This window comes from Isoptericola sp. S6320L, assembly GCF_023015685.1.
GTDB classification, from domain to species: domain Bacteria; phylum Actinomycetota; class Actinomycetes; order Actinomycetales; family Cellulomonadaceae; genus Isoptericola; species Isoptericola halotolerans_A.
The window spans coordinates 1-17,905 of record NZ_JALKAT010000029.1 but is presented as its reverse complement, the minus strand read 5'-3'; the positions used below and the strand labels follow the sequence as shown (position 1 = coordinate 17,905).

Genomic DNA, 17,905 nt, shown 5'->3' with positions numbered 1-17,905 from the left:
GGTCAGCCCGCGGCCGGCTCGAGGTTCAGCAGGATCTGCGCGGCCTGCGACCCGGTCGGCTGCGGCTGGTTGTAGGGGTCCTCCTCGGAGGGCCAGCCGACGTAGTTCAGCGACGAGTACTGCGCGGTCGCCGGCCGGGCCCAGACGGCGATCGCCGGCACGTCCTCCACGAAGTGCTGCTGGATGGTCGCGAGCGCCTCCGAGCGTTCGGCGTCGTCCGTGGTGGCCGCGTAGGTGGCGAGCGCCGCGGTGACGTCCTCGTCCTGGTAGCGGCCGAAGTTCCACGTCGCCGGCTCGCCGAGCGGCTGGTACTGGGCGCCGTCCATGAGGTTGGCGTACAGGTCCCAGGGCGTGGCGCCGCCGTCGGTCCAGTGCAGCGTGGCGTCGAAGTTGCCCGGCGGGATGATGTCCGCGAACCAGCCGTCGGCGTTCGCCGGCTGGACGGTGGCCTCGGCGCCGAGCTCGGCCGCCGCGTTCTTGATGAGGTCCAGCGCGGTGAGGTAGTCGTTCCAGCCGGCCGGGTTGGTGAGCTCGAACGCGACGGGCTCACCGTCCGGGTCCACGAGCTTCTCCCCGACCCCGGTGTAGCCGGCGTCGGTGAGCAGCGCCTTGGCACCCTCGACGTCGACGGCGTACTCCTGGCCCGCGTACTCGTCGCTCACGAACTCCTCGCCGGCCGGCAGGGGCAGGCCCGTGACGCTCGTGATCGGCGGGTTGACGCCGGAGGTGGCGACCTCGGTGAGGGAACCCCGGTCGATGGCCATGTTGAGCGCCCGGCGGAAGGCGACGTCGTCGAACGGCTTCTCCTCCAGGTTGAGGAACAGCGCGTCGATGCCGAGCCCGGCGGCGGCGTACTGGTGGTAGTGCTCCGGGTCCTGGGCGATGTAGACGTTCTCGTAGTCGGCGATGAACGTCCAGCCCCACTGGGCCTCGCCCGTGGTGAGCGCCGTCGTCAGGGCGTTGTTGTCGTTGTATGACGAGTAGCGGATCTCCGGCACCGCCAGGTCGCCGCCCCAGTAGTCGTCCCGTGCCACCAGGGTGGCGGCCTGCGGCGTCCAGGACTCGAGCGTGTACGGGCCGGTGCCCACGGGCTCGGTGTTGGTGAAGGTGGTGGGGTCCTCGACGGCGGCCCAGAGGTGCTCGGGCACGACGAGCATGTCCGCGAGCTTGGCCTGGTTGACGAACTGCGGCGACGCGAACGACACGGTCACGGTCGAGCCGTCGGACTCGACCGCCTCGATCGGCAGGGCGGAGGTGTTGATGCCCTCGAAGTCCTGGCGGAGCTGGATCGAGAACGCGATGTCCTCGGCGTCGAACTCCTCGCCGTCGGACCAGGTGATCCCCTCGTGGGGCGTGATGACCGCCTGCGTGTAGTCGTCGCTCCAGTCGATGGAGTCGGCGAGCCAGGGCTGCGGCTCCTCGGAGGGGCGGGCGTCGTTGAGCATCATGAGCGGCTCGTAGATCACGAACGCGTAGCCGAGGGACAGGGCGGCCGAGCCGGTCGCGAAGGGCGACTGGTTCTCGGTCTGCGTCCCGTTCGGCATGCCGACGGTCAGGACCTCTCCGGTGCCGCCTCCTGTCCGGGCGTCCGGGTCGTCGGTGGCGGTGGTGCCGCCACCGCCGCACGCGGTCGCCAGCAGGGCGACGACGGCGGCGCCGGCGACGGCCGTCGACAGCTTGCGAATACTCACGGTGTGCCTCCTTGCACGAGTCTTCTTCTCGGGTCTTCTTCGGGGTCGTCGGGTCGTCGGGGTCGTCGGAGGGTCAGGCGTCGACGTGCAGGTCCACGTCCAGGCGCAGGTCGCGCACCGACCGGCCCGCGCGGAGCCGGTACCTGCCGGGCGGGGTGGTCCAGCCGGCCGAGGCGTCCCAGACCTGCAGCGCGCGGCGGGGGACGGTCACGACCGCCTCGGCGGCCTCGCCCGGTCGGGCGTCGACGACGGCGAAGCCGCCCAGCCAGCGCACGGGGCGCGCCGGGTCGCGCTGCGCGGTGCCGGGCGGCGGCTCCACGTACACCTGGACGACCTCGCGCCCGGTCCGGCGTCCGGTGTTGCACACCCGGACGCGGAGCTGCACGTCCTCGTCGGCGGCGGCCGGGCGGCTCCCGCCGGCCGTCACGGCCGACTCGTAGTTCCAGGTGGTCCACCCCAGCCCGTGGCCGAAGGGCGCCGCGGGCTGCGGGCCGCCAGCCGGCTCGCCGTGCCGTTCCCAGGCGCGGTAGCCGACGTCGAGGCCTTCTGCGTAGTCGACGACCCCACCGACCGGGACGGCGTGCGGCACCGGCACGTCCTCGGCCCGCGCCGGCAGGGTCCAGGGCAGGCGTCCGGACGGCTCGGTGACGCCGGTGAGCACGTCGGCCAGGGCCGCTCCCGCCTCCTGCCCGGCGAGCCAGCCCCACACGACGGCGGGCACCTCCTCGAGCCAGGGCAGCAGCACCGGGGCGCCGGCGTTGACGACGACGACGGTGCGCGGGTTGGCGGCGACCACCCGCCGGACGAGCTCGTCCTGGTTGCCGGGCAGGTGCAGGTCGGTCCGGTCGAAGCCCTCGGACTCGACCTCGTGGGTGGTGCCGACGACGACGACGGCGACGTCCGCGGCGCGCGCCGCGGCCTCGGCGGCGAGGAGCTCCTCCGCGGCGCGCGGGCCGGGGCGGCGGTGCACGATCTCGGCCCGGACGAACCGGTCGTAGCCGACGGGGTGGACCACCTGCAGCTCGGCGACGAGGTCGGCGGTCGGTCCGGTGACGGCCACCGTCCCGGCCACCGGGTGGTTGTGCGTCGAGGCGAGGATGACGTCCTCGGTCGCGACGACGTCGCCGGCGGAGGCGAGCCGCCCGTCCACGGTGACGCGGTGCACGCCGACGGTGCCGACACCCAGCTCGTGGGCTCCGAGCTCGCTCGTGTCGACGCGTGCGGTGAGCCGCAGGCTGGCGTCCTCGGGCCCGACGTCGCCGTACCAGCCGTCCCAGGTGGTGCGCACCTCGGTGCGCCGGACCTCTCCCGCCGCGTCGAGCAGCTCGACGCGGATGCCGGGTGCTCCGGTCACGGGGTCCGTGCAGCGGCCGACGTCGAGCGCAGCCGGGTTGCGCAGGGCACGCGAGCCCGCGACCACGTCGAGGTGGGAGCCCGCGGGCAGGGCGTCGGCGAGCGCCTCGGCGGGGTAGGACAGCCGTTCGGGCACCACGAACGAGGAGCCGCCACCCTGGAAGAACGGGTCCACGGCGGACGCACCGAGCAGTGCGACCCGCAGCGGGACGCCCTCCTCGACGCCGGGCAGCGGGATCAGGCCGGCACCGTCCTTGAGCACGACGGCGGCACGGGCGGCCAGCTCGCGCAGGAACCTCGCGCGGTCCCCCGGCGAACCCGGCGCGGATGCCCCGGGTGCGGATCCCGTCGGTGCGGATCCCGTCGGTGCGGATCCCGTCGGTGCCGGCGACCCGGGCGTGACGCGGGCCGGTCCTCCGTCCGGGGTGCCGCCGTCGGGCAGCGTCAGCCGACCGACGCGGAAGGCGAGCCGCAGCAGGCGCCGGACCTTGTCGTCGAGCTCGGCCTCCTCGATCTCGCCGCCCGCGAGCGCGGCGTCCAGGCCGTCTCCCCACGCGCCGTCGGGACCGGGCATCTGGAGGTCGAGGCCGCCCCGCACGGCGGCGGCGACCGACTGCGTGGCGACCCAGTCCGAGACGACGAGACCGTCGAAGCCCCACTCCTGCTTGAGGACGCCGGTCAGCAGGGGACGGTGCTCGAGGGCGGGCGCGGCGGTGGTGCCGTCGTCGATGCCGCTGTACGCGCCCATCACGCTCCAGGCCTCGGCCGCGACGAGCCGCTCGAAGGGTGCCAGGTAGACCTCGCGCAAGGTGCGGGCGTCGACGCGGGCGAGGTAGCGCGTGCGGTCGGTTTCGGAGTCGTTGGCGACGTAGTGCTTGACGCACATGGCCACGCCGTCCTCCTGCGCGGCGCCGACGACGGCGACGGCGAGCTCCGCCGTCAGGTGCGGGTCCTCGCTGTAGCACTCGAAGTGGCGGCCGCCCACCGGCGTGCGCTGCAGGTTGACCTGCGGGGCCAGGACGACGTGGACGCCGTGGCGGCGGGCCTCGGCGGCGAAGAGGCTGCCCACCCGGCGGGCGGACGTGGTGTCCCAGGTGGCGGCGAGCGCGGAGGGTGCGGGGAGCATCGCGGACGTGCCGCCGCCGAGGGGGTCGCGCACCCCGACGGGTCCGTCGGACATCACGACCGGCTCGAGACCGATCCGCGCGAGCGGGCGGGTGGACCACATGTCGGCGCCGACGACGAGGCCGGTCTTCTCGGCGGTGGTGAGACGCGCGACGAGCGCGTCGAGTGCTGCCTCGAGATCGTGCTCGAGGCCGTTCTCGAGGCCGTTCTCGACAGCGGTGCTGCTGCTGGGCACGGTCTGCATCGACACGCGGGTTGCTCCTGTCTGCGGTGACATCGACGCCCAGTAGAGCACACTTACTGACTAGTCAGTAAGTAGTCCAGGTCACAGTATGGTGACGACATGACTGACGTCTCGCAGCCCCCACGCGCCCGCCGCGTCCCGCGCGCCGAGCGCCGCGAGGAGATCCTCGCCGCGGCCACGCGTGTCTTCGGGTCGAAGGGCTTCCGGGCGGGCTCGCTCGCCGACGTCGCCGACCAGGTGGGCATCACCCACGCAGGGGTGCTCCACCACTTCGGCAGCAAGGACAAGCTGCTCTGGGAGGTGCTCGAGTACCGCGACCGCGTCGACGTCGAGCACCTGGAGGGCAAGCACATCCCCGGTGGCCTGGAGCTCTTCCGCCACCTGCTCAAGACCGCCAAGCTCAACACCGACCGCCGCGGCATCGTCCAGGCCTACTCCGTCCTCACGGGTGAGGCGGTCACCGACGGGCACCCCGCCGCCGACCGGGTCCGACACCGCTTCGAGGTGCTGCGCACCGAGATCGCCGCAGCCCTGCGCGAGGTGGCCCACGACCGGGGCGTCGAGGTGCCCCTCGCTGACTCCGAACGGGCCGCGAGCGCCGTCATCGGCGTCATGGACGGCCTGCAGACCCAGTGGCTGCTCGACCCGGAGGTCGTCTCCCTGCCGGAGTCCACCGCCTTCGCCATCGAGGCGATCCTCGCCGCCGTCCTGCGGGGCGCCGAGCACCTGCCGCCGGCACCGTGAGCGACGCCGCCGCGCTCCTCGAACGGGCCGCCGGCCGGCTGGCCCGCCGCCGCGTCGGGGTCGTCGTCGGGCACCTCGCACCCGACGGCACCATGACGGTGCGCGGCACCGGTCGCACGTCCCTGCCCGACGGCGGCACCCCGGACGCGCTCACGAGGTTCGAGATCGGCTCGATCACCAAGACCTTCACCGGCCTGACGCTGGCCCGTGCCGTGGCGGCAGGCCAGCTCGATCTCGACATGCCGGTCGGGGACCTGGTCCCTGAGGTCGCGGACCTCGGACGTGACGGCACACCGGTGACCCTGCGCCACCTCGCCACCCATACGTCCGGCCTGCCGCGCGTCCACGTGCCGATGTTGCGCGGCACCCTCGACGCGTACCGCGGCCTGGACCCGTACCGCGACCACTCGGAGGAGGCGCTGCTCGGCGCGATCCGCTCGGGCAGGCTCCGGCGTACCCCCGGCACCGGCCGCCAGGCCTACTCGAACAGCGGTTTCGGCCTGCTCGGCATCGCCCTCGCCCGGCACGCCGGCCTCCCGTTCGCGGAGCTGGTGGCCCGCGACGCCACCGAACCGCTGGGGCTCGCCGCGACGGGGACCAGCGAGCGTGCGACGTCCGAGCAGGCCGCCCGTGCCGCCGTCGGGCACCACCGACGGCGCACCCCGGCGGCCCCGTGGAATCTCGGCGCCCTGCCCGGCGCCGGAGCCCTGCACTCGACGGCCACCGACCTCCTGGGCTGGGCGCGGGCGCACCTCGACCCTCCGCCGGGTGAGCTCGGCGAGGCGGTGCGGCTCGCCGTGGCCGAGCACGGCCCGCGCATCGGCCTCGCCTGGCAGCGCACGGTGGGCGAGGCCGAGCGACGCCGCGGGCGCGACCTGGTGATCTGGCACAGCGGGGGCACCGGCGGGTTCCGCTCGGCGCTGTGCCTCCGGCCGGCCGCCGGCGACGCCGTCGTCGTGCTGACCAACCACGGCCGGAGCGTGGCACTGGCGGCCTTCCGGCTGCTGGCGGCGCTGTCGCGCTGAGCGCGCACTGCCGCTCTCAGAACGGTGGCTCACCGAAGCCGTGGGGCGGCGGCGTCGCGCCGGGCAAGGCTGACGCCTCAGGATCTGGCGAGGTGAGTGGCTCAACATCCGGCGGGGCCGGCGGCTCGGGACCCGGCGATGCCAGCCTTTGCGGACCTGGCGAGGTGAGGGGCTCAACATCCGGCGGGGCCGGCGGCTCAAGACCCGGTGGCACCGGAGGCTCCGGGACGGACCGATGGATGCTGGCGGGCGGACGGCCGTCCGGTCGGGTCACGTGCCGCCTGCCCGTCGGCGACGTCCATTCGAGCGTGCCGCCCAGCCCCGGTCGATCGCCGGTGGCACCGTCACCCCCGGCCTCGTCGGGTGCCACCCGGCGCACCGACCAGCCCGTCTGGTGCTTCAGCACGTGGTGCCGACGACACAGGTGGGCCAGGTTGTCCGCGCTGGTGGTTCCACCAGCTGCCCAGTCGGTGGTGTGGTCGAGGTCCGCACGGTGGGCAGCGACACCGCAGCCAGGGAAGCGACAGGTCTCGTCGCGCCGTGCGAGGGCCGCCCTCAGCGCGGACGGCACCGTGTACGACTCGCGCCCGACCGACAGCGGGACCCCCGTCTCGGGATGCGTCAGCACACGGCGCAACGACGGCGCCAGCTCGGCCAGCTCCCGGGCGGCCTCGGGGCCGACCGGACCGTAGCCGTCGAGCTCGCCCGGCACGTCGGCGGCACCCAGGAGGGTCAGCACCGGCACGGTCACCGTCACGCGCGGTCGGATGGACCTCGCCAGTGCAGCCAGCGCAGGAATCGTCGATGACGGCGCGGGTCCGGGCGGTTCGGTCACGTCGGGCACGTTCAGGGCGGGCCGGGCCGACGTGGGCATGCACGTGCGGTCGAGCGTGCCGTCGTCGAGCAGCAGCGCGGCGAGGGCATCGGCCATCCCTTGGCTCCGGCCGAGCGACCCGTTCTGGTCCCGCAGGCCGGTCGCCGTGCTGGTCAGCCTGTCGTAGGCGGCGTGCGCCACCACCGCGGGCAGGTGCGCCGACAGCCACGCCATGCCGTCGCGGCCGTCGTCGAGGTAGACGCCCCGGGCCTCGACGGCCCGAGCGTGCCGCACCTCGACAGGTTCAGGATGGACGTTCTCCCGTGCCCGGCGGGCCCGTGCATCGACCTGCCCGGGGGTGCTCGTCGTCAGTACAGGAGCGACCGACTCCTCCACACGCCGCGCGTCGCCCTCGTCCAGGTCGGCGACGTGCCGGGCAACGCGCGCGGCGTGCGCCCAGGAGCACCGGCCCGCCGACAGCAGCGCCAACGTGCGCGGAGCCTTGGCGCGCAGAGCATCGGCGTGGTCGCACAGCGTTCCGGCCGCGTGCTCGCCCACGTGCAGCACGGTCGCGACCTCGGCCACGACGGCCCGGCGGGCGAGCTCCTGACGCCGGGACGACGTCGCACGCGCGGCCGTCCCGCCGTCGTCCACCAGCCGGGCCTCTGCCCGCTCGGCGAGCTGGGCGGCCTCGGCCAGCAGGACGGCACGACGCCCTTCCAGGGTGCCGATCGCAGCCTGCACCTCGGCCAGCGCGTCGAGCAGGTGGTCGAGGCGGGACATCTCGACGTCCGCGTGCACGGCCGGCCGGTCCGCCGGGGCCGGAGCCAAGGCGGGGAGCGGGCCGGCGGTCTGCGTCGTCATGGTTCGAACCTACCAACTTTCGAACACACGTTCTAGCCCCTGTGGACGGGCCAGGGGCGTGCAAGACTGTCTGCTCGTGCACCTGCCACTCCGGCGGGACCCCCGCGCCGAGGGCCCCTCTCCCGCCAGCCTGCGACGCCGACCCGCACAGGTGGTGACGCTCGGGTTCCTCTCGGCCATCGCGATCGGTACCGCGCTCCTCCTGCTGCCGATCTCGACCACCGGCCAGCGCGCCAGCTTCGTCGAGGCGCTCTTCACCGCGACCTCCGCGGCCTGCGTGACCGGGCTCGTCGTCGTCGACACGGAGACGTTCTGGACCCCGTTCGGCCAGGGCGTGATCCTCGTCCTGATCCAGATCGGCGGCTTCGGGGTCATGACCGTCGCCTCGCTGCTGGGGCTGCTGCTCTCCCGACGCCTGGGGCTCCGCACCCGCATGGTCGCCGCCGAGTCCACGCACACCGTGGGGCTCGGTGACGTCAAGAAGGTCATGCTGGGGGCGCTGCGCTTCACCGTGGTCGCGGAGCTCGTCCTGGCCGTGGTCCTCACGGTCCGCCTCATGATCGGCTACGGCGAGACGTTCCGGCACGCCGCGTGGTCGGGGATCTTCCACTCGTTGTCCGCCTTCAACAACGCCGGCTTCTCGATCTACGGCGACTCGCTCATGCGGTTCGTGAGCGACCCCTGGATCTGCCTGCCGATCTGCGCGGCCGTCATCATCGGCGGGCTCGGCTTCCCCGTGCTGCTCGAGCTGTGGCGCCTGTCGCGCACGCGGCGCGGCGACAACCTGCGATCGGCGCTGCGCGACCCGACGCGCTGGAGCATCCACGCCCGCCTCACCCTGGGGACGACGGCGGTGCTGCTGACGGTCGGCACCGTCTTCTTCCTCGTGGTGGAGTGGGCGAACCCGCAGACCTTCGGCCCGCTGAGCGTCCCCGGCAAGCTGCTCGCCGCCTTCACCCAGTCCGTCATGCCGCGCACCGCGGGCTTCAACTCGATCGACACCTCCGAGCTCAACCACGGCTCCTGGTTCTTCACGGACATGCTCATGTTCATCGGAGGTGGCAGCGCCGGCACGGCGGGCGGCGTCAAGGTCGGCACCTTCGCGGTGCTCGCGTTCATCATCTGGTCCGAGCTGCGTGGCGACCCCGACGTCACCGCCTTCGACCGGCGGATCGCCCGGGCGACGCAGCGGCAGGCGCTGACCGTCGCGCTCGTCGGCGTGGCCGCCGTCGTGGTCACCACGCTCGCCATCACGGTGTCCGTGTCACCGACGGTGCTGCCCCTCGACCGCGTGCTGTTCGAGGTGATCTCCGCCTTCACCACCACGGGCCTGTCCACCGGCGTCACCGCCGATCTTGCCGGCTGGCACCAGGTGCTCCTGACCGTACTGATGTTCCTGGGGCGCCTCGGCCCGATCACCCTCGGCACGGGCCTGGCCCTGCGATCGCGTCACAAGTTCTACCGCCGTCCCGAGTCCGCCGTCATCATCGGCTGATCGATCCTGCCCCGCGACGGGCACGGCGTCAGCGTCCGAACACCTGGGTCCACCACGGGCCGCCGGGACCTGCCTGCATCCCCAGCCCGTGCCGCACGAGGTCGCAGCTCAGGATGTTGGCACGGTGACCCGGGCTGTCCATCCACGCCGCGACCACGGCCTCGGCGTCCGGCTGGCCGCGGGCGAGGTTCTCGGCGCCGACGCCCGGCACCCCCGCGGCGTCGGCGCGGTCCCAAGGACTCAGCCCCTCGGGGTTCGTGTGGTCAAAGAACTCCCGGTCGGCCATGTCCTGGGAGTGGGCCAGCGCGAGGTCGTCCAGCGCCGGGTCCGCACGCAGGTCGCCGCAACCCGCAGCAGCGCGTTCGGTGTTGACGAGCGCCAGGACGCGGGCGGCCATGCCGTCGTTCCCGCCCGCAGACCTCGCCGCGCCGCCGTCGACCGCGTCGGACCCGTCGGGCTCGTCGGCCGGCTCCTTTGTCGCGGGCTCGTCGGCCTCGTCGGCCGGCTCCATTGTCGCGGGACCGTCGGGCTCGTCGGCCGGCTGCTTTGACTCGGGCTCGCCGTCCGCCGCGACACCCGCGGACTCCTGCGGGCTCGAACCGCTGTCACTGCCCTCCGTGCTCGCGCTGCCGGACCCACCCCGGACCGCGGCCTGCACCAGCACCTCCGTCCCGGCAGCCGATGCCGCCGAGGTGCCGGCTCCCCGGTAGTCGTCGATCCGCAGCACGTCCGGAGCGAGCAGTGCCGTCGCCAGGACCAGCGCCACCCCGACGGCGAAGGTGACCAGGAGCGCGACCAGCTGACGCAGGCTGGTGCTGGGCCCTCGTCGTCGCGACACGCAGGGCACCGTAGCGCCCCGCCCGGCCGCCGCGGAAGAGCTCCTAGGGTGCCGAACCCTGCGCGATCACGTAGCGCTCGTAGGCGGGGGTGCGGCGCACGGCCTCTGCGTGGGCATAGACGGCGGCCGCCCGCACGACGTCCACGTCGAACCGTTCCGCGGCGTCCCCGCGCCAGGCCACGTACTGCGTCCAGCGCAGCGGCTCGCCCTCGAGGGCGACCGCACGGACGCCGGGCAGGTCGAGGAGCAGCGGCTGCACGAGGGCGATCGCGTGCCCGCCCTTGACCTGCTCGACGGCGGACGCGCGCTCGGTCTCGCTGACCTCGCGCGGTGTGAACCCGGAGCGGGCGCAGGCGGTGACGAAGCACCGCTCGAAGCAGCCGTCTCCGGGCGCGGACAGCCAGTTCTCCTCGGCGAGCTCACCCAGCGGCACCTCGTCGTCGCCCGCGAGCCGGTGGTGTTCCGGCAGCAGCACGAACACCGGGTCGGTGCGCAGCCGCGTCCACTCCACGCCGCCCTCGGTGGGCAGGACGGCGTCACCGCACGCACCGACCAGCGCGACGTCGAGCGTGCCGTCGGCCAGCCGCACCGCCGCCGCGTCCGCCGACCAGGACGTGAAGGACGTGACGGTGACGCCGGCGAGGTCGGCGCGCAGCCGGTTGAGGAAGATCCCGCCCAGGACGGTGGAGACGGTCCCCACGCGCAGCGAGGTGGCGGTGTCGGGCCGCGCGAGCACGTGGCGGCGCACGTCGTCGTGGAATGCCTCCATCGCGGGCAGCAGGACGCGCGCGTGCCGCAGCACGAGCTCGCCCAGCGGGGTGGTGCGTGTGCCGTGCCGGTCGCGCACGAACACGGGGCCGCCGAGGGCCTGGTCGATGCGGTTGAGCTGTGCGGACAGGGCCGGCTGCGCCATGCCGAGGGCCGCGGACGCCTTCGTCACGCTGCCTTGTTCGGCGACGACGGTCACCAGCCTCAGGTGCCGGAGGTCGATCTCCATACCGAGAAGATATCTCCGTCAGAGCATCTGTGGGATGGTCCCTTGGTCACAGCGGCCCGGCCCGGCGCTCCGGTGCGGACCGTCGTGCGCGCGAGACACGTGCCGTGTGCACACTGGCCCCACGGTACCGACGAGAGGGAGCACGATGGCAGAACGCGTGACGTTCGCGTCCAGCACGGGGCCGCAGCTGGCCGGGATCATCGACGAGCCGGCGGGCGAGGTGCGCGGCTGGGGACTGTTCGTCCACGGGTTCACGCTCGGCAAGGACTCCCCGGCGGCGGCGCGGATCTGCAAGCAGCTCGCGTCCGAGGGCATCGGCATGCTGCGCTACGACAACCTGGGGCTCGGCGACTCGGAGGGCGACTGGGGCGACGGGTCGTTCACCGTGAAGGTCGCGGACACCGTGCTCGCGGCCGAGCTCATGGCCGCGCGCGGCACCCCGGTGAGCGTCGTGGCGGGGCACTCGTGGGGCGGTGCGGCCGCCATCGCCGCGGCGCCGGAGATCCCCGACGCCCGCGCCGTCGTCACCGCGTGCGCACCGTTCGACCCGAGCCATGCCGAGCACCACTACGACGACCTCGTCGACCAGGTCCTCGAGAGCGGCAACGCCGTCTGGCAGGTCGGGGGCAAGCGCCTCAACCTCAAGCGCGGGATGGTCGAGGACGTCCGCGCCGCGGACCTCGCGCACCGCATCCCGGAGCTCGGCCTGCCGCTGCTGGTGATGCACTCCCCCACGGACAACACGGTGGGGATCGACAACGCGAGCGAGATCTTCCGCGCCGCGCGGCACCCCCGCAGCTTCGTCTCGCTGGAGGGCTCGAACCACCTGCTGACCAGGCCGGGCCAGGCCCAGCGCGCGGCCCGCATCATCAGCGCCTGGGCCGACCCGTACCTCACGCCGGCCTGAGCGGGCCGTCCGCTCAGGCGGGACCGAGGAAGCCGTCGCGGACCAGGCCGCGCACGGCGGGCAGCAGCTCGGCCGCGAGGTCCGACGGCGGCACGTCCAGCAGCGCTGCCAGCGCACCCACGGTCTGGCCGACCGTCAGCTCGCCGTCGCACACGCCCACGAAGGCCGCGAGGCCGGTCGAGGCCTGGACGCCGCGGCCCAGACCGTCACCCTGGCGCACCACGATCACGTTCGGGTCGGCCGCGCCCGGCGACAGGTACCGCTCCTCGGTGACGTCGCCCGCCACGACCAGGCGCTGCGCGGCCAGCGCGTCGTCGTCGTGGCGCTCCAGCCAGTCGTGCGCGGCGAGCGACGCGGCGAGGTGCCCGCCGAGCGGCTGCCGCAGGGAGCCGTGGTGCTCCTCGAGCCGCCGCAGCGTGACGCGCCCGTCGCCCGTGCCGCCGTCGGCCGCCCCTGCCGGACGGCGCAGCGTGACGATGCCGAAGCCGACGGCCTCGACGTCGCGGGAGGCGAAGTCGTCCAGCCAGGCACCGTAGGCCGCGTCCCACGCGGCCGGCTCACGTGCCCGGGTGGTGCCCCCGTCCCGGATCCACGTCTCGGCGTACTCCGCCGGGTCGAGCAGCTCACGCTCGACGACCCAACCGTCCAGGCCCGAGTCGTCGAGCCAGGAGCCCACCCGCTCCGTCCACGGCTCGCCGCGGCGGTGCTCCCAGTTCCCGAGCATCTGCGCCACCCCGCCGGGAGCGAGGACGGCGCCGACGCCCGTGACGAGGTCGCGCACGAGGTCGTCCCCGGCCCGTCCGCCGTCGCGGTACTCGAAGTCGCCGAGCGCCGCGGACACGGTGGCGCCGGCGGCGCCGGTGCGCGGCGTGATGACGAACGGCGGGTTGGAGACCACCAGGTCGAACCGGTCGCCGGCGACGGGCTCCAGCATCGAGCCGTGGCGCAGGGTGAGGTCGGCGCCGGGCGCGTTCAGGGCGGCGTTGAAACGCGCGAACCCGAGCGCACGGTGCGAGATGTCCGTGCCGACGACCGCGCGGGCGTGCCGGGCGGCGTGCAACGCCTGGATGCCGCAGCCCGTACCGAGGTCCAGCACACGGCCCACCTGCGCGCGCACCGTGACCTGAGCGAGCGTCAGGGCCGCCCCACCGGCGCCGAGCACGTGGTCGCCCGCGAGCCGACGCCCCGTCACGGCCTCGCCGAGGTCGCTCGCCAGCCACCACCCGACCGGACCGGTCGCGTCGGTGGCGGCGTAGGGCCGCAGGTCGACGACGGCGCGCACGGGGTCCACCGGGTCCTGGCCGGCCGCACGCACCAGCCCGAGCCGCGCGGCGCCGTCGGCCCCCACCCCGGGCAGCGCGGCATCCAGCGCGGCGCGCGAGACGTCGTCGCCCAGCAGGAAGAGGGCGGTGAGCGTCGCGCGGGCGTCGTCGAGCCCGGCCACCACGCGGCGCGCGGGCAGGGCCTGCTCGCGGTGCAGCGCGGCGGAGGCGACGTCGCCCAGCAGGTCCTCGACGCCGTCGACCTTGAAGCCGGAGGACTCCAGCGCCGACCGCAGCGCCTCCACCTGTCCGGGGTCACCGGACGGTGCGGGCGCAGAGGTCATCCGCGGCACCCGGCCTCGAGGTACTCGGTCACGGACGCGTGGGCCGTGGTGGCCCGCGCGGTGTCCACGTCGGAGACGGCCAGGGTCATCGCCGAGGCGACCGCCTGGTCGTCGTCGGGGTCGACGTCCTCGAAGGCGCCGACGGCCTTGTCCAGGTAGGCGGTCATCCCGTCCCAGCCGGGCACCTCGGCGGTGTCCTCCACCGAGCTGATGGAGCGGTGGGCCGCCCGGATCCCGGCGACCAGCAGCCGCGGGTGCTCCTCGTCGACCCCGGCCAGGGCGCGGTTGGTCTCGGCCCAGGCCTCCTGGAGCGCGACGCACTCCTCGCTGAGGCCCGGGGAAGGCTCGTTCCCGTCGCCGGTGCCCATCGAGAGGTCGGAATCGATCGAGATGGCGGGAGCCGGTTCGGAGGCCGCCTGCGGCGAGCCCTCGGACGAGCTGCAGGCACCGACGACCGTCCCGGCGGCGAGCGCGACCGCGACGGCGGCGGCGGTGCGGCGGGTGCGCAGACGGAGAGGCAGCATCCCACCATGGTGGCCTACGCGTCGCGCGCGCGGGAAATCCAGGCGGAATCTCGTGAGACGTCTCACGGGGCAGACCGGGCGAGTCGGGACGAAGTTCCGGCGAGCAGGGCGCGTCAGGGCGCGTCGGGCGCGCAGTCGGCGCCCAGGTAGTCCGTGATGCGCTGGGAGGCCGCGGTCATCGCCGCGGTGTCGTGCTCCTGCAGCGCACCGGCGACGGCCTCGCCGACCTCGCCGTCCTCCGCCTCCTGTGCCGCGTCCGCCGCGGCCGTCACGTACGTCAGGACGGTCGCCCAGTCGGTGATGACCGCGGCGGGCGGGTCCACCTTGCTGAGGTAGTCCCGCGCACCGACGAACCCCGTGCGCAGCGACCGCGGCGACTCGGCGTCCATCCGGACCTGGGCGGACGCGGCCCGCGACCAGGCGACCTGGGCGGCGGCGCACACCTCCGGCGACACGACGGCGGCGGTCGCGACGTCGGTGCTCGTCTCCGCACCGCCGCGCACCAGGTCGACCGCCGCGCCGGCCCCCACCCCGGCGAGCAGCGCCGCGGCGCCGGCGACGAACAGCGTGGCCCTGCGGGCGAAGAAGCCGGTGGCCTTCCGGCGCGGGAGCGCCGTGGCCGCCGACCGGGCGCGCGCCGTGAGGTCCTGCACGACGGCGGAACCTGCGGGGGGCTCGCCGCCGCGGCGGGTCGCGGGCCGCCGGGCGGAGCGCGACGTTCGTGACGGCCGCGACGGCGGGGCGTCGGGCGCTGCGTCCCCCGGGGCGTCCGCGAGCAGTGCGGGCAGGGGCGCGTCGTCGCCGGCGCCGGAGTCGGTCTCCCGGCTCGTGCGGGACGTGCGGCGCGACGACCTCGTGGACTTGTCACTGGTCCTGCCCTTGGTCTTGCGGGGCTTGCGGTCCGTGTCGCGGAAGGTCCCGGCGACGTCCGCCGTGCCGTCGAGGACGTCGTCGAGCGCGGGTGCCGCGGTGGGGACGACGGCGCTCGCCCAGGGCGGCGCGGGCGAGGCCGGCGGCGTGGCCCAGGGAGCGGCCGGTGGCGGGTTGCCCGGATCGGCCGGCGCGTCTCCGGCGGCAGCGCCGTCGTCCCCACCTGTCGGCACCGGACCGAACGGAAAGCCAGTCTGACCTGGGGCGACGGAAGAACCGTCGGCGGGCGGCAGCGCCTCGTCGTTCGCTGTGATCCGCCTCATGTTGGCGAAGGCTACCCAATGACACGCCGAAGGTGTCCAGATCGTTGCCTTCGCGACCTTGACCTGGGTGCCCGTCGACCGCCAGATTGTGCGGGTGAGCGCAACGATGACGGGTATGTGGGTCGCACCCGAGCAGGACCCGCGGACGACCGGCATCGACCCGGTCGGTGAGAAGGAGACCCTCTGGGAGTACCTGTGCCGGTACCGCATGACGCTGGTCATGAAGTGCGAGGGCCTGGACGCCGAGCAGCTCTCGCGGCGCAGCGTGCCGCCGTCGAACCTGTCCCTGCTGGGGCTGGTGCGCCACCTCGCGAACGCTGAGCACCACTGGTTCACCCGTGTCCTCCAGGGCACCGCCGCGCCCGGACCGTTCGAGCGGGCGCGCGCCGCGGACGTCGACTTCGACGAGGTCTACCCGACCGAGGAGTGCGCCGACGAGGCCTGGGAGGCGTGGCACGCCGCCGTGGACGCCGCGGACGAGCAGATGATCCACGAGGAGCTGGACCGCGAGGTCCCGTTCGACGGCGGCACCGTGGAGGTGCGCGACGTCATCATCCACATGGTCGAGGAGTACGCCCGCCACATGGGCCACGCCGACCTGCTGCGCGAGTGCATCGACGGGCGCACCGGGCTCTGAGCCGGACGCACACCTCCGGGCGCTCCCGGCCCTGATCAGGTGAGATGTCCGGGGCAACCGGGCAGCGTGCGGCGTCGTCCAGTTTCTCGAAAACGATTGCGAAGTCCTGGTCGGCCCGCTACGGTCGAATCTCGAAATCCTTTTCGACAGGGCGGACCAGCGTGGGTCCGCCCAGGGAGGCAGGATCAACGATGACCCGAGCACCACTCTCGAGAAGCACGACGAGGCGGCGCACCGCCGCGCTCTCCACCCTCGCCGCGCTGGTGATCACCACCGGCATCGGCGTCGGCTCCGCCCAGGCGGCCGGCTCCACCCTGCAGGACGCCGCGGCCGAGTCCGGCCGCTACTTCGGCACGGCGATCGCCGCCGGCCGGATGAACGACCAGCAGTACATGAACATCGCGAACCGTGAGTTCGACATGATCACGGCCGAGAACGCGATGAAGATGGACGCGACGGAGCCGTCGCAGAACCAGTTCAACTACAGCAGCGGCGACCAGATCGTGAACTGGGCGCTCAGCAACGGCAAGCAGGTCCGCGGGCACGCTCTGGCGTGGCACTCGCAGCAGCCGGGCTGGATGCAGAACATGGAGGGGCAGCAGCTCCGCCAGGCGATGCTCAACCACGTCACCGAGGTCGCCACCCACTACCGCGGCAAGATCCACTCCTGGGACGTGGTGAACGAGGCGTTCGCGGACGGTTCGTCCGGCGCCCGCCGCAACTCCAACCTGCAGCGCACCGGCAACGACTGGATCGAGGCCGCGTTCCGCGCTGCCCGCGCCGCGGACCCGAACGCCCAGCTCTGCTACAACGACTACAACACCGACAACTGGAACCACGCCAAGACGCAGGGCGTCTACAACATGGTCGCCGACTTCAAGGCGCGCGGCGTCCCGATCGACTGCGTCGGGTTCCAGGCCCACTTCAACTCGGGCAACCCGGTGCCGAGCAACTACCACGAGACCCTGCAGAACTTCGCCGACCTGGGCGTGGACGTGCAGATCACCGAGCTCGACATCGAGGGCTCCGGCACCTCCCAGGCCGAGCAGTACCGCGGCGTGGTCCAGGCCTGCATGGCCGTCGCCCGCTGCCAGGGCATCACCGTGTGGGGCGTGCGGGACACCGACTCGTGGCGCGCCTCCGGCACGCCGCTGCTGTTCGACGGCAACGGCAACAAGAAGGCCGCGTACAACTACGTGCTCGACCAGCTCAACAGCGGTGACGGCAACGACAACGGCGGGGACGACGGCGGTCCCACGGACCCCGGGGGCGACGGCACCTGCTCGGTGACGGCGACCAAGACCGACTCGTGGGGCGACCGCTTCAACACCACCTTCGAGGTCAGCGGCGCCGACGACTGGGTCGTGACGATCAGTACCGGCAGCGGACAGAGCGTCCAGAGCTCCTGGAACGCCGACGTGTCCGGCACCACCGGCACGCTCACCGCCACGCCGAACGGCAACGGCAACAGCTTCGGGATCACCCTGTACTCCAACGGCAACACCACGACCCCGACGGCCACCTGCTCGTCCGCCTCCGGGGGTGACGGAGGCGCCGACGCCTGCACCGTCACGGTGACGAAGACCGACGAGTGGGGTGACCGCTTCAACACCACCTTCGAGGTCACCGACGCCGACAGCTGGCTCGTGACCATCAGCACCGGGTCCGGCCAGTCGGTGCAGAGCTCCTGGAACGCTGACGTGTCCGGAACCACCGGCACCCTGACCGCCACACCCAACGGCAACGGCAACTCATTCGGGATCACCCTGTACTCCAACGGCAACACCACGGCCCCGACGGCGACCTGCATCACCGCCTGACGCACCGCCCCCGCCCCCGCTGTGGGTG

General features: G+C 73.6%; 14 protein-coding genes. 6 read left to right on the top strand and 8 right to left on the bottom strand.

The window, feature by feature from the left end; genetic code table 11:
- Positions 1-2: 2 nt before the first annotated feature.
- Together MWU57_RS14010 and MWU57_RS14005 are read right to left on the bottom strand one after the other, a co-directional pair.
- Positions 3-1,691: an ABC transporter substrate-binding protein gene (locus MWU57_RS14010; RefSeq protein WP_246909873.1), complete on the bottom strand. Its 1,689-nt coding sequence runs from the start codon at positions 1,689-1,691 to the stop codon at positions 3-5.
- A 73-nt stretch (positions 1,692-1,764) separates the two neighbouring features.
- The gene (locus MWU57_RS14005) at positions 1,765-4,413 is read right to left on the bottom strand and encodes a beta-glucosidase (protein WP_246909932.1); all 2,649 of its coding nucleotides are present in this window, start codon (positions 4,411-4,413) and stop codon (positions 1,765-1,767) included.
- A 99-nt stretch (positions 4,414-4,512) separates the two neighbouring features.
- Here MWU57_RS14005 and MWU57_RS14000 point away from each other — a divergent pair, with 99 nt between their 5' ends.
- The gene (locus tag MWU57_RS14000; protein WP_246909871.1) at positions 4,513-5,157 is read left to right on the top strand and encodes a TetR/AcrR family transcriptional regulator; all 645 of its coding nucleotides are present in this window, start codon (positions 4,513-4,515) and stop codon (positions 5,155-5,157) included.
- On the top strand, positions 5,154-6,182 hold the full coding sequence (locus MWU57_RS13995; protein WP_246909869.1) for a serine hydrolase: 1,029 nt from the start codon (positions 5,154-5,156) through the stop codon (positions 6,180-6,182). Before MWU57_RS14000 ends, MWU57_RS13995 begins: the two co-directional genes overlap by 4 nt.
- 16 nt (positions 6,183-6,198) lie before the next feature.
- Here MWU57_RS13995 and MWU57_RS13990 read toward each other — a convergent pair whose 3' ends face one another.
- Entirely contained in the window at positions 6,199-7,860 is a 1,662-nt protein-coding gene (locus MWU57_RS13990) for an HNH endonuclease signature motif containing protein (RefSeq protein WP_246909867.1), read from the bottom strand.
- 76 nt (positions 7,861-7,936) lie between these two features.
- On the opposite strand from MWU57_RS13990, the gene MWU57_RS13985 reads away from it, so the two are divergent.
- Positions 7,937-9,355 carry a TrkH family potassium uptake protein gene (locus tag MWU57_RS13985; protein ID WP_246909865.1) on the top strand — a complete coding sequence of 473 codons (1,419 nt, stop codon included), beginning with the start codon at positions 7,937-7,939 and terminating at the stop codon, positions 9,353-9,355.
- Positions 9,356-9,383: 28 nt separating this feature from the next.
- Here the strand turns inward: MWU57_RS13985 and MWU57_RS18480 are convergent, their stop codons facing one another.
- Together MWU57_RS18480 and MWU57_RS13975 are read right to left on the bottom strand one after the other, a co-directional pair.
- A complete protein-coding gene (locus MWU57_RS18480) occupies positions 9,384-10,193 on the bottom strand; it encodes a CAP domain-containing protein (protein WP_246909862.1) in 810 nt (269 codons plus the stop codon).
- 43 nt (positions 10,194-10,236) lie between these two features.
- Positions 10,237-11,190, bottom strand: a complete 954-nt coding sequence (locus MWU57_RS13975; protein ID WP_106264725.1) for a LysR family transcriptional regulator — start codon at positions 11,188-11,190, stop codon at positions 10,237-10,239.
- 145 nt (positions 11,191-11,335) lie between these two features.
- On the opposite strand from MWU57_RS13975, the gene MWU57_RS13970 reads away from it, so the two are divergent.
- Entirely contained in the window at positions 11,336-12,097 is a 762-nt protein-coding gene (locus MWU57_RS13970; protein ID WP_246909859.1) for a S9 family peptidase, read from the top strand.
- A 13-nt stretch (positions 12,098-12,110) separates the two neighbouring features.
- Here the strand turns inward: MWU57_RS13970 and MWU57_RS13965 are convergent, their stop codons facing one another.
- From MWU57_RS13965 to MWU57_RS13955, 3 genes are all read right to left on the bottom strand, one after another.
- Positions 12,111-13,703: a methyltransferase gene (locus MWU57_RS13965; protein ID WP_246909857.1), complete on the bottom strand. Its 1,593-nt coding sequence runs from the start codon at positions 13,701-13,703 to the stop codon at positions 12,111-12,113.
- Positions 13,700-14,227 carry a hypothetical protein gene (locus MWU57_RS13960; RefSeq protein WP_246909856.1) on the bottom strand — a complete coding sequence of 176 codons (528 nt, stop codon included), beginning with the start codon at positions 14,225-14,227 and terminating at the stop codon, positions 13,700-13,702. Before MWU57_RS13960 ends, MWU57_RS13965 begins: the two co-directional genes overlap by 4 nt.
- A 113-nt stretch (positions 14,228-14,340) precedes the next feature.
- The gene (locus MWU57_RS13955; protein WP_246909854.1) at positions 14,341-15,330 is read right to left on the bottom strand and encodes a hypothetical protein; all 990 of its coding nucleotides are present in this window, start codon (positions 15,328-15,330) and stop codon (positions 14,341-14,343) included.
- Positions 15,331-15,535: 205 nt separating this feature from the next.
- On the opposite strand from MWU57_RS13955, the gene MWU57_RS13950 reads away from it, so the two are divergent.
- Together MWU57_RS13950 and MWU57_RS13945 are read left to right on the top strand one after the other, a co-directional pair.
- Positions 15,536-16,057, top strand: coding sequence for a DinB family protein (locus tag MWU57_RS13950; protein WP_207767676.1), 522 nt, complete (start codon positions 15,536-15,538; stop codon positions 16,055-16,057).
- 191 nt (positions 16,058-16,248) lie between these two features.
- Positions 16,249-17,877: an endo-1,4-beta-xylanase gene (locus MWU57_RS13945; protein ID WP_246909851.1), complete on the top strand. Its 1,629-nt coding sequence runs from the start codon at positions 16,249-16,251 to the stop codon at positions 17,875-17,877.
- The last annotated feature ends 28 nt before the right edge of the window (positions 17,878-17,905 follow it).